Source organism: Chelativorans intermedius, from assembly GCF_025398255.1.
Lineage (GTDB): Bacteria > Pseudomonadota > Alphaproteobacteria > Rhizobiales > Rhizobiaceae > Chelativorans > Chelativorans intermedius.
Genome location: NZ_JAODNW010000036.1, coordinates 1 through 21671, shown reverse-complemented (window position 1 = coordinate 21671; position 21671 = coordinate 1). Strand labels below are relative to the sequence as shown.

Annotated in this window: 20 protein-coding genes; 9 read left to right on the top strand and 11 right to left on the bottom strand. The window is 65.4% G+C overall.

The window, feature by feature from the left end; translation table 11 throughout:
* Together NYR58_RS18835 and NYR58_RS18830 are read left to right on the top strand one after the other, a co-directional pair.
* Positions 1 to 182, top strand: a 182-nt coding sequence (locus tag NYR58_RS18835) for a hypothetical protein (protein WP_261522693.1), incomplete at its 5' end; no start/stop codon positions are given.
* Positions 179 to 1039: an amidohydrolase family protein gene (locus NYR58_RS18830; protein WP_315903352.1), complete on the top strand. Its 861-nt coding sequence runs from the start codon at positions 179 to 181 to the stop codon at positions 1037 to 1039. The genes NYR58_RS18835 and NYR58_RS18830, both read left to right, overlap by 4 nt.
* A gap of 30 nt (positions 1040 to 1069) precedes the next feature.
* Here NYR58_RS18830 and NYR58_RS18825 read toward each other — a convergent pair whose 3' ends face one another.
* From NYR58_RS18825 to tkt, 4 genes are read right to left on the bottom strand one after another with little or no spacing between them, the layout of a single operon-like run.
* A complete protein-coding gene (locus tag NYR58_RS18825) occupies positions 1070 to 1255 on the bottom strand; it encodes a hypothetical protein (protein ID WP_261522692.1) in 186 nt (61 codons plus the stop codon).
* A 56-nt stretch (positions 1256 to 1311) separates the two neighbouring features.
* Complete coding sequence (gene fba, locus NYR58_RS18820) at positions 1312 to 2343, bottom strand: class II fructose-bisphosphate aldolase (protein ID WP_261522691.1); 1032 nt, start codon at positions 2341 to 2343, stop codon at positions 1312 to 1314.
* Positions 2344 to 2355: 12 nt separating this feature from the next.
* Entirely contained in the window at positions 2356 to 3360 is a 1005-nt protein-coding gene (locus NYR58_RS18815; RefSeq protein ID WP_261522690.1) for a class 1 fructose-bisphosphatase, read from the bottom strand.
* A 5-nt stretch (positions 3361 to 3365) separates the two neighbouring features.
* Positions 3366 to 5381 (bottom strand): transketolase, encoded by a 2016-nt coding sequence (gene tkt, locus NYR58_RS18810; protein ID WP_261522689.1) that lies wholly within the window; start codon positions 5379 to 5381, stop codon positions 3366 to 3368.
* A gap of 154 nt (positions 5382 to 5535) precedes the next feature.
* Between tkt and NYR58_RS18805 the strand changes: the two genes are divergently transcribed.
* The 3 genes from NYR58_RS18805 to derI are packed head-to-tail and all read left to right on the top strand — an operon-like array spanning position 5536 to position 7550.
* Positions 5536 to 6303: a DeoR/GlpR family DNA-binding transcription regulator gene (locus tag NYR58_RS18805; RefSeq protein WP_261522688.1), complete on the top strand. Its 768-nt coding sequence runs from the start codon at positions 5536 to 5538 to the stop codon at positions 6301 to 6303.
* 2 nt (positions 6304 to 6305) lie between these two features.
* A complete protein-coding gene (locus NYR58_RS18800; RefSeq protein WP_261522687.1) occupies positions 6306 to 7070 on the top strand; it encodes a triose-phosphate isomerase in 765 nt (254 codons plus the stop codon).
* 15 nt (positions 7071 to 7085) lie between these two features.
* Entirely contained in the window at positions 7086 to 7550 is a 465-nt protein-coding gene (derI, locus tag NYR58_RS18795; protein ID WP_261522686.1) for a D-erythrulose-4-phosphate isomerase, read from the top strand.
* Positions 7551 to 7789: 239 nt separating this feature from the next.
* On the opposite strand, the gene NYR58_RS18790 is transcribed toward derI, so the two are convergent.
* The 7 genes from NYR58_RS18790 to NYR58_RS18760 all read right to left on the bottom strand — a co-directional run bounded on the left by NYR58_RS18790 (position 7790) and on the right by NYR58_RS18760 (position 16391).
* A complete protein-coding gene (locus NYR58_RS18790) occupies positions 7790 to 9457 on the bottom strand; it encodes a glycerol-3-phosphate dehydrogenase/oxidase (RefSeq protein WP_261522685.1) in 1668 nt (555 codons plus the stop codon).
* Positions 9454 to 10971: an FGGY-family carbohydrate kinase gene (locus NYR58_RS18785; RefSeq protein WP_261522684.1), complete on the bottom strand. Its 1518-nt coding sequence runs from the start codon at positions 10969 to 10971 to the stop codon at positions 9454 to 9456. The genes NYR58_RS18790 and NYR58_RS18785 overlap by 4 nt, the downstream gene beginning before the upstream one ends.
* An 86-nt stretch (positions 10972 to 11057) precedes the next feature.
* Entirely contained in the window at positions 11058 to 11897 is an 840-nt protein-coding gene (locus NYR58_RS18780) for a DeoR/GlpR family DNA-binding transcription regulator (protein ID WP_261522683.1), read from the bottom strand.
* A 144-nt stretch (positions 11898 to 12041) separates the two neighbouring features.
* A complete protein-coding gene (locus tag NYR58_RS18775) occupies positions 12042 to 13007 on the bottom strand; it encodes a D-ribose ABC transporter substrate-binding protein (protein WP_261522682.1) in 966 nt (321 codons plus the stop codon).
* Between the two features lie 63 nt (positions 13008 to 13070).
* Complete coding sequence (locus tag NYR58_RS18770; protein ID WP_261522681.1) at positions 13071 to 14162, bottom strand: ABC transporter permease; 1092 nt, start codon at positions 14160 to 14162, stop codon at positions 13071 to 13073.
* 22 nt (positions 14163 to 14184) lie between these two features.
* Positions 14185 to 15720, bottom strand: a complete 1536-nt coding sequence (locus tag NYR58_RS18765) for a sugar ABC transporter ATP-binding protein (RefSeq protein ID WP_261522694.1) — start codon at positions 15718 to 15720, stop codon at positions 14185 to 14187.
* Positions 15721 to 15731: 11 nt separating this feature from the next.
* Entirely contained in the window at positions 15732 to 16391 is a 660-nt protein-coding gene (locus tag NYR58_RS18760) for a DUF2291 family protein (protein ID WP_261522680.1), read from the bottom strand.
* 791 nt (positions 16392 to 17182) lie between these two features.
* Here NYR58_RS18760 and NYR58_RS18755 point away from each other — a divergent pair.
* The 4 genes from NYR58_RS18755 to NYR58_RS18740 are packed head-to-tail and all read left to right on the top strand — an operon-like array spanning position 17183 to position 21519.
* Positions 17183 to 18811: an FGGY-family carbohydrate kinase gene (locus tag NYR58_RS18755; protein ID WP_261522679.1), complete on the top strand. Its 1629-nt coding sequence runs from the start codon at positions 17183 to 17185 to the stop codon at positions 18809 to 18811.
* 1 nt (position 18812) lies between these two features.
* On the top strand, positions 18813 to 20324 hold the full coding sequence (locus NYR58_RS18750; RefSeq protein WP_261522678.1) for a glycerol-3-phosphate dehydrogenase: 1512 nt from the start codon (positions 18813 to 18815) through the stop codon (positions 20322 to 20324).
* A gap of 1 nt (position 20325) precedes the next feature.
* Positions 20326 to 21258, top strand: coding sequence for a sugar phosphate isomerase/epimerase family protein (locus tag NYR58_RS18745; RefSeq protein ID WP_261522677.1), 933 nt, complete (start codon positions 20326 to 20328; stop codon positions 21256 to 21258).
* A 9-nt stretch (positions 21259 to 21267) separates the two neighbouring features.
* Positions 21268 to 21519, top strand: coding sequence for a hypothetical protein (locus NYR58_RS18740; RefSeq protein WP_261522676.1), 252 nt, complete (start codon positions 21268 to 21270; stop codon positions 21517 to 21519).
* Positions 21520 to 21671 lie beyond the last annotated feature (152 nt).

Genomic DNA, 21671 nt, shown 5'->3' with positions numbered 1-21671 from the left:
CGCTTGTTTGCCATTGTGGTCCTCCTTCATGGTCAAAACCATACTTCAAGGTGGACCCGTTCAATGGGGGTGGATCAGAGCATGAGAACGGCGTCGTGCGCATTCCCGACGGGCCGGGGCTGGGCATCGAGATCGAGCGGGCGGCATTGGAAGAGTTCGCGCTAAAAGAGGCCGACGCGTGATCGAGCGGAAATTTTCGGGCGAAAAGCCCAAAATACCCATGCCGGCCGGTGCGACGGACACGCAGATGCACATGTATCTGCCGGGCTTTCCCGCCAAGCCCGGGGCGCCGGCGCTGCCCGACGGGCTGCCGGGACCGGACGACTACCGGCGCGTGATGGCGTGGCTCGGTATCGAGCGCGTGGTGATTACGCAGGGCAACGCGCATCAGGCGGATAATGCCAATCTCCTGGCCTGCCTCCGCGAAATGGGGCCCGTCGCGCGCGGCGTCGCCGCCATTACGGGAGAGACGACCGACAGCGATATGGAGGCGCTGCACGCGGCAGGCGTGCGCGGCGCACGCATCATGGACTTGCCGGGCGGTGCGGTCGGGCTGGAAGCGCTGGAAGCGGTCGATGCGCGGGCACACGCCTTCGGCTGGTGCATCGCCGTCCAGTTCGACGGCAACATGCTTCCGGAACTTGCGCCGCGGCTCGAGCGGCTGCGAAGCCGCTTCATCATCGACCACCACGGCAAGTTCCTGTCGGGCGGGGCCACTCCGGCCTCACCAGAGGTCGAGGCACTGAAGCGGCTGATCGACGGCGGCAGTTGCTGGTTCAAGTTCGCCGGATGCTACGAATCCTCGCGTGCGGGCCCACCGGATTACGACGATATCGCGGAAGTTGCCCGCCACATTGCGGCGCATGCGCCCGAGCGCGTCATCTGGGGCACGAACTGGCCGCACAACCTCATCAAGCGCACCGAGGACTATCCGGACGACGGGGCCCTTCTCGACACCGTGCTCGACTGGGTGCCGGAGGCACACCACCGTCGGGTACTCGTCGACAATCCCGCCGAGCTCTTCGGGTTCACAGGGTAGGCGCGCCCATGCCGCCCTGGCGGTGACCTTTCAGGGGCCCTCGGAAGGGTCCGGCACAAGCTCGCCGGCTTCGAGGAGCCCCGCGCACTCTTCGGCCCTGTGCCTGTCGAGATCATCGAGAGGGCTTCCCTCCAGCGTGACGACGGTTCCGGTGGAGGTGTAGACCACCTTCCACCGGTCGTCGCCCGTTTCGCGAACCGCAAACCGCTTCGTCATCGCCGCTGCTCCTCGTCTCCGCGCGGGATCGAACGGCTTCGAATGAAATGCGTTCCCTATCGCTTCGCCATTTCGCGCAGTGGGACCGCTCTGATCTTTTCGGCCTGGCCGGCGGTCCCGAAGCCCTCGAATTTTTCCATGCACAAGGCCGTTACCGCGTCCCTGGCCGGTGCCAGATACTTGCGCGGGTCGAATTCTCCGGGCGCCTCTGCGAGGGTACGACGGATGGCGGCGGTGATGGCCAGGCGGATGTCGGTGTCGATGTTGATCTTGCGCACACCATGGCGAATGCCGCGCTTGATCTCCTCCATCGGCACGCCCCAGGTGGGCTTTATCTCGCCGCCATGGGCATTGATGATCTCGCAGAGTTCCTGCGGCACCGACGAGGATCCGTGCATGACGAGATGCGTGTTGGGCAGCCGCCTGTGGATCTCCTCGATCACGTTCATGGCAAGCACGTCGCCGTCGGGCTTGCGGCTGAACTTGTAGGCGCCGTGGCTCGTACCCATGGCGACGGCGAGGGCGTCGACGCCCGTGTCGGTAACGAAGCGCTCCGCCTCCTCGGGATCCGTGAGAAGCTGGTCGTGGGAGAGCTTTCCGGTCGCGCCGTGGCCGTCTTCCTGGTCTCCCATGCCGGTCTCGAGCGAGCCCAGAACGCCCAACTCGCCCTCGACGGATACGCCCGCCGCGTGAGCGACCTCCACGACGCGGGCCGTGATGCCGGCATTGTACGCGTAGTCGGCAGGCGTCTTGCCGTCTTCCAGGAGCGAGCCGTCCATCATGACGGATGTGAAGCCGTGCTGGATCGCCGTCACGCAGGTGGCCAGGTTGTTGCCGTGGTCGAGATGTACGCAGACCGGGATGTGGGGATAAAGCTCGACCAGCCCGTCGATGAGCCGCGACAGGACGATGTCGTTGGCATAGGCGCGCGCGCCGCGGCTCATCTGCAGGATCACCGGGGCACCCGTCTTGTCGGCGGCGGCCATTATGGCGAGCCCCTGTTCCATGTTGCTGATGTTGAAAGCCGGCACGCCGTAGTCGTTTTCGGCGGCATGGTCGAGAAGCTGGCGCAGGGTGATGCGGGCCATTGGCATTCCTCCTTAGGCGTTCAGGTAGCTTTGGACAGTTGCGACCTCGGCCGCGGAGCCGAAGACGAGCGCGGTCTTTTCGTGGATATCGGCAGGCGTCCGGGCGAGAATGGGACCGTACCCGTCCGTCGCGGCGCCACCCGCCTGCTCGATCAGGAAGGCGATCGGAAAGGCCTCATAGAGGAGGCGCAGATGTCCCTTTTCGTATCCCGGGCGATGATCGGCCGGATACAGGAATACACCGCCTCGCAACAGAATGCGGTGGAGGTCTCCGACCGCCGCCGCGATCCAACGCATGTTGACGTCCGCGCCGCGCAGCCCTTGGCGGCCGGCGAGACAGTCGTCGATATAGCGGCGCAAGCCGGGCGGGAAGTGGCGGTAGTTCGACGCATTGAAAGCGATCGTCCGGGTCTTTTCGGGAAGGGCCGGTGCGCGGCCGGCAACCCGGAATTGGCCGTCCCGGGGATCGAGAGTTGCAAGGAACACGCCATCACCCATGCTGAAGCCGAGATCGACACTGTGTCCGAAAGCCACGTAGCCGGCGGCGAGGGTATCGCGGCCCGACCGGAGAAAGCTCTCCCCTTTCGGAAAGACGGCAAACAGCAGACCAAGCGGCGCCCCGGTGCCGATGCTGCCCGAGCCGTCGATCGGATCGATGGCGACGTCCAAGAGGCCTGCCTCATTCAGCAGGATCGGCGCGCCTGCCTCCTCCGAAACCACTCGGGCGACCGATGCCTTGCGCAGGGCATCGAGGATGTACGTATGCGCGCCGAGGTCGAGCGCCTTCTGGATGTCCCCGCTGTCGTTCTTCGCCACCGGTGCTGCAGGATCGCCTGGAAGCCGCGCCAAGGCCAGGCGCAGGGCGAGCGGCACGGCCGCCTCGGCGATGGTCGAGACGAGGCCGGCAAGCGCGCAGCGGCCGCCATCCGCGCCCGCCCATTCGGAGAGAAACCGCGAAAGTGACGGCGCGGAAACGGATCGGTCGCCGGCCAGTTCAAGAGCCGCGGCACGGGCCATCGGCGTCAACCCTCCACCAGCGCGAGCGCCCGCCTGACGACGGCATCGGCGGTGATGCCGAACTTCTCGTAGAGGACGTCGGCCGGGGCGGACGCGCCGAAGTGGTCGAGCCCGATCACGTCCGCTTCCGATGCGACATAGCGGGTCCAGCCAAACCTGCTCGCCGCCTCCACCGCGATACGCGGTGCCAGGCCGAGAACACGCGCGCGGTATTCGGCCGGCTGCGCGTCGAACAGCTCCCAGCAGGGCATGGAGACAACCGCCGCCCGAATGCCTTGCGTGCCGAGCGTGCGTGCCGCCTCGACCGCCAGCGCGACTTCCGTTCCCGTGGCGAGGATGGTCACATCGCGGGCGCCCTCGGTCTCCTCAAGGACATAGGCGCCGCGGGCACAAAGGTTTTCAGCACCATCGCTGCGCAGTTGCGGCACCCCCTGGCGCGAGAGGGCGAGCAGGGACGGCGTTTTGCGATTGCGCACCGCGAGTTCCCAGCACTCGAGCGTCTCCACCGCGTCGGCCGGCCGGAAGACGTTGAGGTTGGGCATGGCGCGCAGGCTCGCCAGGTGCTCGACCGGCTGATGGGTCGGACCGTCTTCGCCGAGCCCGATGCTGTCGTGGGTCATGACGAAGACGGTGCCCACCTCCATCAGCGCGGAAAGCCGTATCGCGTTGCGGGCATAGTCGGAGAAGACGAGGAATGTCCCGCCATAGGGAATGATGCCGCCGTGCACGCTCATGCCGTTCATGGCGGCGGCCATGCCGAATTCCCGTACGCCGTAGGAGATGTAGCGGCCCTCGGGCGTGCCGGCCTGGAAATCGCTCATCGCTGAAACACGCGTGAGGTTGGAGCCCGTCAAGTCGGCAGACCCGCCTATGAGTTCCGGGCAGATTTCGGCAAGCGTTTCCAGCGCCATCTGGCTGGCCTTGCGTGTCGCCATCTTCTGCGGCTCGGCGTAGAGGCGGGCCTTGGCCGCAGCAATGGCCGCGTCGAACCCTTCGGGCATTTCACCTTTCAGCCTGCGCTCGAATTCGGTACGCCGGCCGGTATCGAGCGCGGCGAGCCGCTCTTCCCAGGCGGCCCGTGCCGCCGCGCCACGGCGGCCGGCCTCCCGCCAGGTCGACAGGAGTTCGTCCGGGATTTCGAAATCGCCGGCGGAAAGGCCGAGCGCCTGGCGTGCGAGCGTCCGCTCCTCCGCGCCCAGCGGCGCCCCGTGCACGGAGGCCGTGCCGGCCTTGTTGGGGGCGCCGAGGCCGATCACCGTCTTCATGGCGATCAGCGTCGGGCGGGCGGTCTCGGCCTTCGCCTGCTCGATCGCGCGGTCGATCTCCTCGACGTCGTGCCCGTCGCAGGCGAGAACCTGCCAGCCCGCCGCCTCGAAGCGTCCCCGCGTGTCTTCCGAGAAAGCCTTCGCCGTGTCGCCGTCGATCGAGATCGCGTTGTCGTCGTAGAGCACCGTCAGCTTGCCGAGCTTGAGATGGCCGGCGAGACTGATCGCCTCCTGGCTGATGCCTTCCATGAGACAGCCGTCGCCGCAGATGACCCAGGTGCGGTGATCGACTATCTCACTGCCGAAGGAGGCCGCGAGCGAACGCTCGGCGATTGCCATGCCGACGGCACCGGCAAGCCCCTGCCCCAGCGGCCCGGTGGTGATGTCCACACCCGCGGCATGGCCGTACTCGGGATGACCGGCCGTCCTGGCGCCCCACTGGCGAAAACGCTTGAGTTCGTCGAGCGGCATGTCCTGAAAGCCGGTAAGATAAAGCAGGCTGTAAAGCAGCATCGAGCCGTGACCGTTCGAAAGCACGAAACGGTCGCGGTCCGGCCAGTCGGGGCGGGAGGCGTCGAATTTGAGGTGCCTGGTCCAAAGAACGGTCGCGGCTTCCGCCAGCCCCATCGGCGCGCCCGGATGCCCGGATTGGGCGGCCTCGACGGCATCGATCGACAGCGTGCGGATGCAGTTGGCGAGCGCGAACTGAGCGGCGTTGCCGCCGGCCCGCGCCAGCGCGCGGCTATGTTGGTTCATGTGCAGGTCTCCCACTCCAGATATCTCACCGGACTCGGCGTGACGTTTAGCGACTTATGATAAAAACCACAATGTTAAATCTCAAAATCACATAATTCGCGTTGCATGTCACGCAGACGGTGTTATACTTTCGGAGAACGGAAAGGCGCACCAGATGAAGCCGGAAGATCGTCAGCACGACATCGTCGAGATGCTCGTCGAGGTGGGTTCGGCCTCGTTGGAGGAGCTTTCCCAGCGCTTCCGCGTCTCCAAGATGACCATTCACCGCGACCTCGACGAGCTCGAGAAGGAAGGCCTGTTGCGCAAGGTGCGCGGCGGCGCGACCATCGAGGCGAGCGGCCAGTTCGAAAGCGACTTCCGCTACCGCGCCCGCCAGGCGGCCGAGGAAAAACGGCAGATCGCGCGGCGCGCGGCTGAGTTTGTCGAGCCGGGCATGAGCGTGATGATCGACGACGGCTCGACGTCCCAGAACCTCGTACCCTTTCTCGTCAACAAGCGGCCGCTTTCGGTCATCACGAACAACCTTGCGATCATCGAGGGCTTGTCAGGGGTGTCCGGGATCGAGCTGATCACCGTCGGCGGCACCTATTCGCGCAAGTTCAACGGCTTTTTCGGAGTGCTTGCGCTTGCCGCGCTCGAGAACCTGCGCGCCGACATCGTGCTTCTGTCCAGCTCCGCCATCCACGGGCAGACGGTGTTCCACCAGGACCAGGAGGTCCTCGAGATCAAGCGCCGCATGATCGCTTCGTCGGCACGGCGCTTTCTTATGGTCGACCACGGAAAGTTCGAACGTACTGCGCTGCATCTCATGACCACTCTGGACGTCTTCGACGGGGTGGTGACGAGCCGGGCCCTGCCCGAGGCGAAGGCCAGGGCGCTGATGGACCAGGGAATCAGGCTTTATTTCGCGGAAGAGGAGTAGGCATGGCGGATGCGCCGCAGGCTTGGATCGGCACAAGCTGGAAAATGACCAAGACACTGCCCGAGGCGATGGCGTTCGCCGAGGGACTCGGCCGGGCCGGGGGCGATGCGCGCATCCAGCGCTTCGTCATTCCGCCCTTCACAGCCGTGCGCGAGGTCAAGGCAGCGCTTTCCGGGACCGACGTCAAGGTCGGCGCGCAGAACATGCATTGGGCCGAGGCCGGCGCCTGGACCGGCGAAATCTCCGCCGGTATGCTGACGGACTGCGGCCTCGACATGGTGGAACTCGGCCATTCCGAACGGCGTGCGCATTTCGGCGAGACGGACGAGACGGTGGGGCTGAAGACGGAGGCTGCCGTACGCCACGGACTGATCCCGCTCATCTGCATCGGCGAGACCGCCGAGGACAAGGCCGCGGGCCGTGCCGACACGGTGCTCACGGCGCAGGTCGAGGCGGCCCTGGGCCGTCTCGACGAGGCGCAGAAGACCAGGCCCATTCTCCTGGCCTACGAGCCGGTCTGGGCCATCGGCGAAAACGGCACTCCCGCCTCGCCCGACTATGCCGACAGGCGCCACGCGCTCATCCTCGAGGTGGCGCAGGCCATTGTCGGGCGGCGCCTGCCGTGCCTCTACGGCGGCGGCGTGAACGCCGAAAACTGCAGCGAACTGATCGCCCGCCCGCATATCGACGGGCTTTTCATCGGGCGCGCTGCCTGGAATGCCGAGGGATATCTCGACATTCTGGAGCGTTGTGCCCGTGTTATGTAAGGAAAGGATGGCTCAATGAAGATTGCAGTCGCAGGAGACAGCGCCGGTGCCCCGCTCGCCAAGGCGCTTGCGGAGCATCTGTCCGGCAAGGACGGGTTCGAGGTTTTCGAGGTGAGCACGCCGCCTTCGGGCGACAGCGAGTACTATGCCAACCTCTCGGACCGCGTGTGTCAGGGGGTACTCGACGGCACCTATGACCGCGCCATCCTGTGCTGCGGCACGGGGATCGGCGTGTGCCTGTCGGCCAACAAGGTGCCCGGCATCCGCGCGGCCCAGACGCACGACACCTATTCGGCCGAACGCGCGGCCCTTTCCAACAACGCGCAGGTCATCACGATGGGCGCGCGCGTCATCGGGACGGAACTCGCCAAGTCCATCGCCGACGCCTACCTCGCCTCCACCTTCGATCCCAACGGCCGCTCGGCCGACAACGTGAAGGCAATCGACGCGCTGGACGCCAAGTATCACCAGAACGCCTGATCCGAGCGTGTTGGAGACGGCGTGGAAGGCCGCGCCCATAGTGGGCCGCGCATGGCAGTCGCCCTCGTGGTTGGACAGGCTCACCATGAGGGCTCACTTAAACGCTCAACCCTTCGACCGCAAAGCTGGCGGTCACGCAGGTCTGCCTTCGCCCTCATGGTGAGCCTGTCGAACCATGAGCTTGTCGAAGGGCGAGGGTGAAGGCACACCCCGACGATTCCGCCTAAACCCATCCCGGCCTACAGCGGCGCCAGGTTGCGTCGGCGCAACGTGTCGAGCGTCTCATCAAGCTCCGCCTGCCGGCGCTCCTCCGACCAGCCGAGCACGGCGCCGGCGATCCGCGCGATCGCGTCGAGATCGCACGCGGTCAGGCGCCCCGTCACCGCAAGCGTGGTGCGGCGGAAGACGATGTCGCCGAGATGGACGACCGCCTCGTTTCGCGCGATCCAGGCGATCTCGGCATGGCTGATATCTGGCACGTCGTCGAGGAAGCGCGACTCGGGGAGCGCTGCCTCCTCGCGCAGGATCGCCGCGGCGGTGGTGCCGTAGCGCTCCAGAAGCGTGCGCACGCGTTCCTCAGGTAAGCCGGTTTCACCGGCAAGGTCGGTGATCCAGCGTCTGCGAGCGGGTTCATCCAAGGGATAATCGCGGCCGCCGCCGATGGGCAATTCCCGCGTCGAGACCCGGCGCGTGCGCCCGAGCCGCTCCAGGACGGTATCGGCCACCTCCTCGGCGAAACCCCGGAACGTCGTCCATTTGCCACCGACCAGCGAGATGACGGGAAAGGGGCGCCCGGCCTCCGGCTCGGCAACGGGCGCGGAGTGGTCGCGGCTGATCAGCCCGGGTGCGGTGCTGTCCGAGGCCGGCAGTGGGCGGATGCCGCTATAGGCATAGACGATCTGAGCGCGGTCGAACTCGAGCCCCGGCAGAAGCCCGCGCAGGCTGTCGAGGAAATAGTCGACCTCGTCGTCCTCGCATCGGACATCGTCGGGATCGTCAGCCGGAATATCGGTCGAGCCGACCAGCACACGGCCGAGATATTCGTAGACCAGACAGATGCGCCCGTCATCCGCCTCGAAATAGATCATCCGGCCATCGAGCTGGCGGGCAAGCTCCGCGTGATCGAGGACGATGTGGGAACCCTTGGTCCCGCCGATGAGCTTGCCGGGAATGCCCAGAAGGCGGTTGACGCGATCGATCCAGGGGCCGGCCGCATTGACGACAAGGGCGGCCCGGACGGTGAAGGCCGTTCCGTCGGTCGCTTCGAAGGCGAGGATTCCATCCCGCTGGCCCCTGAGGCTCGTGGCGTTTCGCGCTTCCGACTCCGGATTGGCCGCCAAGCCGTCGCGGATCAGCTCCCAGACGAGGCGCTCCGGCGCGGTCACCTTGGCATCGTAGTATTTGCCGGCCGCCACGATCCGCGGGGTCAGCGCCGGCAGATTCTTGAGTGCCGCCTGCCGGCGCCAGAGGCTGTGGCGCGGCATCACCTTATTGCGGCTGCCGTAGAAATCGTAAAGCGCCAGGCCGATCTTAACGAGAACGACACCGCGGCTGCGCGGTGCGCTCTTGGCGCCGAAGAAGGTTCTGAGTGCAGCCCCGATCCCCTTCGTCCAGGAGAAGATGGGGATGACCGTTGGCAGCGGGCGCACCAGATGCGGCGCGTTGCGCAGCAGAAGATTGCGCTCGAGCGTCGACTGCGCGACCAGCCCGAACTCGCCCGTCTCCAGATATTTGAGGCCGCCATGGATAAGGCGCGAGGGTGCAGCGCTCGTGCCGGAGCCGAAGTCGTTCTTGTCGATCAGCAGACAGTCGACGCCCTGCTCGCACAGATCGCGGAACAATCCCGCGCCATTGACGCCGCCGCCCAGGATGACGACGTCGAAGGCCTTGTCCGTCCCGCGCGTCAAGCCTTGGTCTCCGATCCGAGCGCTTCAAGCTTCCGCCACACCGGACGCAGCGCCTCGACGGCCTCGGCGAAGACGGCGTAGCGCCGGTTGTAGTCTGCGTGGCGGTCCGTGTCGGGGGAATAGGTCCGGCTCAGCGCATCCAGATCGCGCGGATCGTCGAAGGGTGTCTTGAAGAGGCCCACGGCGGCACCGGCGCACAGCGCAGCACCCCATGCGGCAGCTTCGCCGGTCCGGCTCGTGGAAACCGGCACGCCGAGAACGTCGGCCATCATTTGTGCGAAATCCGGGCTACGCGACACACCGCCCGTCAGGCGCGCCGCCTCGAACGGGAAGCCGTCCCGCAGCGCATCGACATGATAGCGGTGGTTGAAGGCGATCCCCTCCAGCACTGCCCGCAGCAGGTCGCCGCGGTCGTGCCAGCCGTGCATCCCGAGGAAGGCCCCGCTGGCATTCGCCCCATGGGGAGAACCGAAAAGGAAGGGGTGAAAGAGCAGCGTCGAGCGGCGCTTCAGGGCTTGGCTGATTTCCGGTGCGAGCCTTTCGTGGATGGAGCTGTCGGCGGCGCCGGCCTCCGCCCGGCAGAGCGTTTCCAGGAACCAGTCGTAATTGGTGGTCGAGGCCGGTGAAATCGACATGCTGTTCCAGGTGCCGGGCTCGATGCCGCTGCGGCAGAACCAGCGCGGATCCGTACGGGGCCGGTCGGACACGATCTCGTTTATCGAATAGGTGCCGGCCACCACGTCCACGACGCCCGGGCGATGTCCGCCGATCCCCAGCGCGGAGGCCGTGACGTCGTGCAGCCCGGCCGCGACGGGCGTTCCCGCGACGAGGCCGGTCTGCCGTGCGGCCGCTTCGGTGACACGGCCGACGACCGCCGCTGGCGGGTCGATGGCAGGCAGGGCGGCGGCGAGTGCCTCGAGACCGAAGAGTTCCAGCGCGTCCGTCGTATAGTCCTGCGTCGCAAGCCTGGTGAAGGCGGTGCTGGCCTCGGTGCGGTCGGTGCCGATGGTGCCGGTCAGGCAGAAGCGCAGCCAGTCCTTGCAGGCCAGGATATGCGCGATCCTTCCGAAACGCTCCGGCTCCTCCCGGGCGATCCAGGCGAGCAGTGCGGAGGGTGCCGCGGCGTGCGGGGTCTGGCCGGTGAGCTTCAGCGCACGGCCGAACAGATCTGTCCTGGACCAATCGGCGACAAGGCCTTCCGCCCGGCTGTCGAGGGAGAGGATCCCTGCGCCCAGGGGCTTCCGATCCGCGTCGAGCAGGTAGATGCCGTCGCCATGCGCGGTGGCGGCGACGGCGGCGATGTCGCTTGCCGGCCGTCCGCTTTGCGCGATCGCAGCGGCGATCGCCTCGGCGGCGGCCGACCAGAGGCCGTCCATGTCGCGCTCGACGTGGCGCGGACGCGGGATATGCTGCGGCACCCGCCGCCGGGCTACGGCGATCTCCGTCCCGTCGCTGTCGAAAAGAACGGCCTTGGTGACGGTCAGGCCGCTGTCCAATCCCAACAGGCTGGGCATCGCCCCACTCCTTTGCCGGATAGTTTCAGGAAACGGCCCTGACCTCGCGCCGCAGCACGGAGAGGACCGGACCGATAGGCGCAGATCTACGTGACGGGCGCCACCACCACGTTGATCCCGTTGGCCCGCATCCTGTCGAGATGCCGCTCGGGCGTCCTGTCGTCGACGATGACGACATCGAACTCGCTCAGGGAGACCATGCCGTAAAGCGCGCGGCGCTCGAACTTGGAGTGATCGGCAAGCAGGATGCGCTTTGCCGATGCATCGAACATCGCCCGCTTGGTGTCGACCATCTCCGGCGACTGGTGGAAGACCATGTCGTCGGTGATTGCGGCCATGGACAGAAAGAGCGTGTCCGCCCTGAGGCGCGAGATCTCGTTCGTGGTCATGCGGCCGATGAAGGCGTTGCACCAGTTGTGAAACTGGCCACCGAGCCCGAGAAGAGACAGGTCGCGAATCCCCTTCAGCTCGTTCATGAGCGTCAGAGAATTGGTGATGATCGTCAGCGGAACCTTCTCCGGCACCAGCTTGGCCATCTGGAGCACGGACGTGGAATCGTCCATGAAGATCGCCTGGCCCGGCTCGATGAACTGAAAGGCCGCCTCGGCGATGGCCGCCTTTTCGGCCGACTGGCGGACGGAGCGATAAACGTCGCTCGCTTCGACCAGGCTCGTCGGCGCGGCGGACACGATGCCACGCGTCTTGCGCAACAGACCGCGATCGACGAGATCGTCCAGGTCCCGGTGCGCCGTCATCAGGCTGATGCCGAAGCGCTCCGTCAGGTCCTCGATCCGCATGGATCCCTCGGCCATGACCGTCTCGGCGATCATCTGGCGGCGGGCCAACTGGCGGGCTTGCCGGGAGTCACTCGGCACTTCCTCGGCCATCAGCCGGTCCATTGCGGGGAGTGCATTACTGTCGTTCATCAGGCACTGCGCGGTCGAATGGATCAGGGGCGGAACAAACGAACTGCCCAACCTGAATTGATCCCCAAACGGGATAGGGGTCAAGCTGCTCTCAGGCCGTCCCGGCGGGCCTGTAAAGCCCGCCGGGAACAGGGCATCAACTGCTCAGTTGCTCATGCCTTCGAGAACGAACGGCCCGGTGTACTGGTCGACGTTGTCGGGCGTGATCAGGACACAGTCGAAGAGCTGCTTCTCTTCCGCGACCATCGGCTCGCCGTTCTTGATGTAGTAGTCGGCCTGGCGCACGGCCTCCTCGGCGAAGACGGCCACCGGCTGCAGGACCGAATAGGCCATTTCACCGGCCTTGATGGCCTCGACCGCGTCGGGCGATCCGTCGAAGCCGCCGACGATGACATCGTCGAGCATATTCGCTTCCTTGAGCGCTGCGATGGCGCCGAGAGCCATCTCGTCGTTGCCGCTGATCACGGCATCGATGTTCGGATTGGCCTGAATGATCGACTGCATCTTGTTGTAGCCCTGGGTGCGGTCCCAGTTGGCCACTTCCTCGGCGACCTTCTCGAGCCCCGGATACTGGCTCAGCACCGTCTCGTAGCCGTTCGAACGGGTGGCGGCGTTGTTGTCGGCCGGATTGCCGAAGAACTCCACATACTTCGCCTCGTCGCCGACGGCCTGGACCCACTGCTGGGCACCGAGGGCCGCCCCTTGTGCGTTGTTGGAGACGAGCTGAGCGGTTGCCAGCCCGCTCTGGTTGATCTCGGCGTTCACCAGGAAGACCGGGATGCCGGCATCGACCGCCTTGCGCACGGCGCCGACCGAACCGTCGGCATTGGCCGGATCGAGGATGATGGCCTTGGCCTGATTGGTGATGGCGGTGTCGATCAGGTTGCTCTCGGTGTTCGTGTCGCCCTTGTGCGCACTCACATTCGCCTTATAGCCGAGCTCTTCGGCGGTTTTTCTGGCGACCTCGCCCTCGGTGAACCAGTACGGGTTGGACGGATCGTTGACGATGATCGAGATCAGCCCCTGATCCTGCGCCCAGGCGCTCATCGACATGAGCGGGGTAGCCGCGAGGACGGCGCCGAACAGCAGGGTCGCTCTTCTGGTAAGCATGGTGTTTCACTCCCTTTGGGTTGTTGGAAAGCCGGTCGCCCGGCCGGACTTTCCGCAAGCGGATTACTCGGAAGCTTTCCCGGTTTGCGGAGAAGAGGTTGCGGCGGCCGCCCGGCGGCGGCCCCGGTACTGGATGGAATTCAGAAGCACGGCCAGAACGATGACCGCACCCGTGAAAACGGTCTGCCAATAGGAAGACACGCCGATGATGACGAGGCCGTCGGAGAGGAAGCCGATGACGAAGGCGCCCAAGAGCGTGCCTCGCACGGTGCCGCGGCCGCCGGTCAGCGCCGCGCCGCCGATCACCACGGCGGCAATGGCCGTCAGTTCGTAAGTGGTGCCCGCCGTCGGGCCGGCGGAGGTCAACTGCGAGCTCAGGACCAGCCCGGCGATCGCCGAACAGATGCCGGAGAGCACGTAGACGGTCACCTTCACACGCTTTACCGGCACGCCGGACAATTCGGCCGCGCGCTCGTTGCCGCCCGTGGAATAGATCCAGCGTCCAAGCGCGCTGCGGTTGAGCAGCAGACTGCAGAGAACAGCAACGGCGACCAGCACGACGACGCCGATCGGCACACCGAGAAGCCGGTTGAAGCCGAGCCATTCGAAACCGGTGTTGCCGAGTTCGGGACGTCCGCCCAGATTGTTGTAGGTGAGGCCGTTGGTCATCAAAAGCGCGACGCCGCGCGCCACATACAGGAGGCCGAGCGTGGCGACGAAGGCGGGAACCTTGAAGAAGGCGACCAGGACACCGTTGATCAGCCCCACGAAGGCGCCCACCGCACAGGTCAGGATCACCACGACCCAGACCGGCGGATACAGAATGACGCCGAACATCTCCAGGCTCACGCCCTGCATCAGAAAGCCGGCGACCACCCCGGCGAGCGCCAGCGTCGAGCCGACCGACAGATCGATGCCGCCGGTGAGGATGACCAGAAGCATGCCGAGCGCCAGGAGGCCGAAGATAGCCACGTGCGACGACATGATGAGGAAGTTGTTCACCGAGAAATAGACCGGCGAGAGCATCGAGAAGGTGATGATGATCGCGATCAGCGCGAAAAAGGCCCGCCCTTCCAGGAGCAGCTTCACGATATCGAAATCGGCGCTCTTGATGCCGGCCCTGGCCTGGTTCGCGGCTGTGGTGGTGTCGCTCATAGGGTGACTCCGGTAAGCGTTCTTATATGGCGTTCACGGCCTCGCCGGAGGCTGCCATGATTTCTTCTTTCGACACGTCGCTCGAAAATTCCGCCGAGATCCGGCCCCGCCGCATGACGACGATCCGGTGGGCGATGCTCAGGCACTCGCCGACCTCGGAGGTGGAGTAGATGACGGCCAGGCCCCGCCGCGCGCCTTCGGCGAGCAGGCGGAAAACCTCGGCCTTGGCGCCGATGTCGATGCCACGGCTCGGCTCGTCCAGCAGGACGACCTTCGGGTTGGTGGCCAGCATCTTTCCGATGACGACCTTTTGCTGGTTGCCCCCCGATAGCGATCCGATCTCGGCCTCGCCGCCGGAGGTCTTGATGGTCACGTTCTTGATTGCGCGCTCGACGAGGGACCGCTCACGGCGCCGCGAAATGATCGAATTGCGGGTGAACGCGCCGATGCTGGCCAGCGAAAGGTTCTTGCCGACCGTCATCGTCTGGACGAGACCGTCCCTCTGCCGGTCCTCGGGGACGAGCACGAGGCCCTCCTCAATTCGCTCGGCGATGGAAAGCGACGAAACGTCGTGGCCGAGGAGGCTCACCATGCCGGAAGCATTGGCGAGGCGCCCGGCGACGCATTCCAGCATCTCGGTCCGTCCCGCACCCATCAGCCCGTAGATGCAAACGATCTCGCCCGCGCGAACGTCCAGCGATACGCCGTCGACAACGTTGCGGCCCTTGCGCGCCGTATCGGGAACGGTCAGGTCGCGGATCGACAGGGCGACCTCGCCGATCCTGTGTCCCTCCGGCGGCGAACCCAGGTCGAAGTTCTCTCCGACCATATTTCGGACGATCCATTCCAGGTTGATCTCGCTGCGCGGCGCGCTCGCCGTCATCACCCCGTCGCGCAGCACCACCGCGTGGTCGGTGATCTGCAGCGCCTCCTCGAGATGGTGCGAGATGTAGACGATGGAAACACCGCGGCTCTTGAGGTCGTGCACGACCTTGAAGAGAACCTCCACCTCCGAGGCGCTCAGCGCCGAAGTGGGCTCGTCCATGATGAGGATGCGCGCGTTGACGGACAGGGCGCGGGCGATCTCGACGAGCTGCTGCTGACCGAGCCGCAGATCCTCGACCAGGGTCAGCGGATCGATATCTTCCTCCAGTTCACGCATCAGCGCCCGGGTCTGCTTTTCCTCCTCCGCGTAGTCGACGCCGCCCGGCCCCATGATCTCGCGCCCCATGAAGATATTGTCGCGAACGTTCATGTTGGGCGCGAGGCTGAGCTCCTGGTGAATGATCGATATGCCCAGGTCGCGCGCTTCCGACGAGGAGTGGAAGGTGACCGGCCGCCCTTCCAGCACGATCTCCCCCGAGCTCGGCTGGATGACGCCGGACAGGATCTTCATCAGCGTGGATTTTCCGGCCCCGTTTTCACCGAAGAGCGTGGTGACCTCGCCCCGATGGACGTCGAAATTCACGCCCTTGAGGGCGTGAATGTTGCCGAAGGACTTGGCAATGTTGCGCGCCGAGAGAACGACCGAGGACTCCTTCTCGCGGACACCGTTCATGTCGTGCAGCGTCATTGGACAGTCATCTCGACCGGCGTGACGAGCCAGTTCTTCGGGTTGATCAGCTTGAAGACGCCGGTGACGGTGATGGTCTTGCCGCTGAGGTTTTCCGTGTCGATGTCGGCCAGGACCTGACGCTTCATCTCATTGTTTATGCCGGCACCGGCGTTCTGGTACTCGATCTGGTTCGTGAACTGCCCGAAGGAGATCGTGCCCGTGGCGTCGCGCAGATCCGTTCCGTTGATCGCCGGGCCGGTCTGGACGCGGATCGTCGTCTCTTCGGGAACGCCTTCAACGGCCACCGTGTAGACGCCGGCGCGCTCCTCGCCCGCCACCCCGGTGAATCGCACCGGGACCACAGGGCCGATCCCGTCACCGACGCCATACTGCTCACCAGCGGCGGCTGCGTCCTCGGCAACGGCTGCCGCCAGCGTCGGCGCGTCGACGGCGCGGCTCAAAACGCTCTCCCGGACCTGCGGGAACATCTCCTCGCCGAAGCGCTCCGGCGAGAAGCTTGCTGCCCGCGCATCTTCCTCCGAGCCAATGACCACCACCTTGGTGTCCAGGGCCATGGCGCCCACCAGGACAACGACGGCCACTACGCCGAGAACCGCTTTCATGCTGAAGCTGTTGCGGCGCGGCGGTTGCGTGATGTCGGTTTGAGTACTCATGGGAAAACGCTTCTATCGACCTGTTTTCGACTTGGGAGAATGGGGCGGCGCCGACCTGCCGCCCGGAGGCGTCAAGAACGGAACAACCGACGCGCCGCCGGCGTCCGGAGATCTCGGCGTACAAATCTGGACAGCCTGTGAAATGATGAGATCATCTTCTCAACTCCTCCCACACACACACCTCATTCCCAAAATGCCCACGGGTCTTTCCTCTGCCGCGGGTCGGCACCGGCCGATGAAACGAGGTGATCCACACATGCAAATGTTAAGTATGTGATATCTTGTGTGAGGATAGTGTTAGATTTCAGGAGCGCTGTCAATGCCGAAATGCAGATGGTCGCGAATTTCCGCGCCCCTGCTCATGGGATACCCCCGTCGCGCCCGAGTGGAATACATGCCCCCCGGCCACAGCGAAACCACTGCTAACCCTTGCTTTCCGGGCAATCTACGCCGCTTTGTGGCGACAGTTTGTCTCAAGCTCCGAAGTGGTGCGCGCGACGAAACCATGACAGATGCGCGGCTTCGGACGCGACCGGAGATCCCATTCAGCCCATATCTCATAGCCGCGGCTCTTGTGTGATTTCATTGAGTGTTTTATGTGATATGGCCTAGGTTTCTAACATAGCTTGTTATGCGGTCGTGTCGGCATCGAATGAACGGGCGCTCTGCGCGATGCAGACGCCGACCGGCGGATGCTGCGGCCCAGGGAGGCTGAATTGACGAGGAATTTTTCCACACGGCGTCCGCCCCTCCAGCGGCCGGCCCGACCTCGTGTGCTGGAGCGTGCTTGAATGGCTGAGCCGGATATTCTGATCGGCATTGACGCGGGGACCTCGGTCATCAAGGCGGTGGCCTTCGACCTGCGTGGCCGGCAGATCGCCGATGCGTCGGTTCTCAACCATTACCGGACGGCGCCGGACGGCTCTGCCTGCCAGTCGCTCGATCAGACCTGGACGGACTGCGCCGCCGCGCTGCGCAAGCTTGGCGAGAAGGTCGAGTCCCTTGCCAGTCGCACTGCCGCCATCGCCGTCACTGGCCAGGGCGACGGGACCTGGCTGGTGGGCGAAGGAAACCGGCCTGTCGGCGATGCCTGGCTCTGGCTCGACGCGCGCGCCGCCCCGGCCGTGCGCCGCCTTGCCGCTGATGCTGAGGCCGACCGGGTGCGGTTCGCGGCGACGGGCACTGGCCTCAACACGTGCCAGCAAGGCGCGCAGATGGCCCATATGGATGCCACCGTGCCCGGGCTTCTCGACCGGGCGGAGGTCGCGCTCCACTGCAAGGACTGGCTCTATCTGAACCTGACCGGCGTTCGCGCGACGGACCCTTCCGAAGCCTCCTTCACCTTCGGTAATTTCCGCACCCGCACCTATGACGATGCGGTGATCGACGCGCTCGGCCTGACGAAGCGCCGCGGCCTTCTGCCGGAGATCATTGAAGGCACGCAAACGACGCATCCGCTGACCGAACGTGCGGCGGAAGCGACAGGGCTCCGCGCCGGAACGCCGGTCTGCCTCGGCTATGTGGACATGGTCATGACCGCACTCGGAGCCGGGGTCCATACGGGCGACGAGAATGCCGCCTGCTCGACCGTCGGTTCGACGGGCGTGCACATGAGGGCCGTCCGCGCCGGTGCCGTGCATCTTAATAACGAGCGGACCGGCTACGTCATCTGCCTGCCCGTGCCGGACCTCGTCACCCAGGTGCAGACGAATATGGCGGCAACGCTCAACATTGACTGGGTGCTGCGCGTCGCCGCGGACCTGATGAGCGAGACCGGGCACGAGCATTCCTACAAGGATCTCGTCGAGCGCATCGAAGGCTGGATGGGCCGTTCGCCCCCCGGCGCCCTGCTCTATCATCCCTACATTTCGGAGGCCGGCGAGCGGGGTCCGTTCGTCAACGCAGACGCGCGGGCGGGCTTCATCGGCCTTTCGGCGCATCACCGCTTTCCCGACCTCCTGCGCGGTGTGGTCGAGGGGCTCGGCATGGCCGCGCGCGACTGCTACGCCGCCATGGGTCCGATACCGGCCGAGCTGCGCCTGACGGGCGGAGCCGCCCGTTCCGCCTCGCTTCGCGCCGTTCTGTCGGCCTGCGTCGCCGCACCCGTTCGCGTCTCGGCGCGCGAGGAGGCCGGCGCGGCGGGCTGCGCCATGATGGCCGCGGTCGCAATAGGGGTCTATCCCGACATGGATTCCTGCATCGCCGAATGGGTGAAGCCGCTTCTCGGGCCGGCGGAGCCTCCCGACCCGGAGCTGGCGCAGATCTATGAGAGGCTTTTCCCGGCTTATGTCTCGGCGCGCCAGGCCCTCTCTCCCGTCTGGGACAGCCTCGCCGGGCACCGCGCCTCGCTCGGCGCCGATGCGGAGGAAGAACAGGCGCAAATGACGCTCGACGCGGCCAGCAGAACGCAGAAAGGCTAGGATGAACAAGCGAGACATGGTGGACCTTTTCGTCATCGGCGGCGGCATCAACGGCGCCGGGATCGCACGCGATGCCGCAGGCCGCGGGCTGTCGGTGGTGCTGTGCGAGAAGGACGATCTGAGCGAAGGAACGTCCTCGCGCTCCGGCAAGCTGGTCCATGGGGGCCTGCGTTACCTCGAATATTACGAGTTCCGGCTGGTCCGCGAGGCGCTGATCGAGCGCGAGGTCCTCATGAACGCCGCGCCGCACATCATCTGGCCCATGCGTTTCGTCCTGCCGCATTCGCCCGAGGACAGGCCCGCCTGGCTCGTGCGGCTGGGCCTCTTCCTCTATGACCATCTGGGCGGACGCAAAAAGCTTCCCGGCACACGCACGCTCGACCTGCGCCGCGCGCCGGAAGGTGCACCACTCCTCGACAGATATACGCGCGCGTTCGAATATTCCGACTGCTGGGTGGACGACGCCCGCCTCGTCGTGCTCAACGCGGTCGATGCGGCGGCACGCGGCGCGACGGTGCTGACCCGCACGCCCTGCATCTCGGCGCGGCGGGAGGATGGCGCCTGGACCGTCACCACCCGGAACACGCGAACCGGGGAAATCCGCGAATTCCGCGCCAAGGTGCTCGTCAATGCGGCCGGCCCCTGGGTCAAGGATGTGGTAGAACGGGTCGCGGGTGCGAACTCGGCTCGCAATGTGCGGCTGGTCAAGGGCAGTCATATCATCGTGCCCAAGTTCTGGGAGGGCGCGAACGCCTATCTCGTCCAGAACCACGACAAGCGCGTCATCTTCATCAACCCCTATGAAGGCGACAAGGCGCTGATCGGGACGACGGACATCGCCTATGAGGGCGCGGCGGAGCAGGTGAGCGCGGATGAAAGCGAGATCGAATACCTGCTCGCGGCGGTCAACCGCTACTTCAAGGAGAAGCTACGCCCCGAAGATGTTCTGACCTCCTTCTCGGGTGTCAGGCCGCTCTTCGACGACGGCCAGGGCAATCCTTCAGCGGTCACGCGCGACTATGTCTTCGACCTCGACGAGACGGAAGGCGCGCCGCTCCTGAACGTCTTTGGCGGCAAGATCACCACCTTCAGGGAGTTGGCCGAGCGCGGTCTCGGCAAGCTGCAAAGGTTCTTTCCGCAGATGGGCGCGGACTGGACCCATGCCGCGCCGCTGCCCGGCGGGAACATCGAGAATGCCGATTTCGACAGTTTCCGCGCGCGCATCAAGGCGGAGTACCCTTGGATGCCCCGTTCCCTGCGCGACCATTACACGCGGCTTTACGGCACCCGCCTGTCGCAGATCGTCGGCAGTGCAACGTCGCTGGAGGGACTCGGCCGCCATTTCGGCGGCGATCTCTACGAGGCCGAGGTGCGCTACCTCGTGGAGGCCGAGTGGGCGACGACGCCGGAGGATGTGTTGTGGCGGCGCACCAAGCATCGCCTGCACCTTTCCGAAGCCGAGCAGGCCGACTTTGCCGATTGGTTCAGCGCCGAGATGCGGGAGGCTGCCTGATATGCCACTCACCCTTTCCCTGAACACCAATCCGCTGGTGAACCGCTTTGCCGAGCCGGACGATCTCATCGATACGGTCGCCCGCTCCCTGCGGGTGCGGGACCTGCAGCTCACCCATGAATTCATCAACCCTTCCTGGCCCTCTTCGCTCGTCCGCAGATTGACGCGCGAGATGGGCCGCGCGCTCGAGCGGACCGGCGTGCGGGTGACGTCGGGAATGACCGGTCCCTATGGCCGGCTCAACCATTTCGGCCATCCGGACCGGGAGGTGCGGCGCTATTACGTCGATTGGTTCAAGACCTTCGCGGATATCATCGCAGACCTGGGCGGTTCATCCGTCGGCACCCAGTTCGCCATCTTCACCTATCGCGACTATGACGACCCCGTCCGCCGCGAAGCACTGATCCAAGTCGCCATCGACTGCTGGGCGGAGGTCGCCGAGCATGCCAAGGGTGCGGGGCTTTCCTACATCTTCTGGGAACCGATGAGCATCGGCCGGGAGTTCGGCGAGACGATCGCCTCCTGCATGGCCCTGCAGGAGCGCCTCTCGGCAGCCGGGATGGCCGTCCCCATGTGGATGATGGCCGACATCGACCACGGCGACGTCACCTCCTCGAACCCGGATGATTACGATCCCTATGCCTGGGCGCGCGCGGTGCCGAAGGTCAGCCCGATCATCCACATAAAGCAGTCGCTGATGGACAAGGGCGGGCATCGGCCCTTCACCGCCGAATTCAACGCCAAGGGGCGTATCCAGCCGGAGCCGCTGCTTGCAGCCTTCTCCGAGGGCGGTGCCGAGGACAATGAAATCTGCCTGGAGCTCTCGTTCAAGGAGCGCGAGCCCAACGACCGCGAGGTCATTCCGCAGATCGCCGAAAGCGTGGCCTTCTGGGAGCCGCATATCGACACCGGCATCTCCGACCTCAAGGTCTGAAGACACGGCATGGCGCGGACCGCGGCCGGCCTTGCAGCCCGGCGCTATCGACGTGTCATGAGGCCGCGCTTCTCGATAGGCCAGGACGCTTTTTTGAAGCGACAATCAGCAAGCGGCATTGCCGTGCCGCGCGTGCGCCCTATCGTCAGGCGCGGAGTTTTCGCACGTCGCCCTCAGATGAAACTGCTGTTGCCAATCCTGCTCGCAGCCGCCTTCCTGTCACTGATCTTCATCATTGCAGGAATGATGCTTGCACTCTAAGTTGGACAATCATTGACCCAGAGATAGGGACTAACGTCGGGGCGCCGCGGGCGCCGGCGTAAGAGGAAGTGCCGTTGATCGGCCCCCACGGACGGGTCCAATTTGATTGTTAGTGCAATGATGGTCGTGGCGCCAGCGCGGGCGGCATCGCT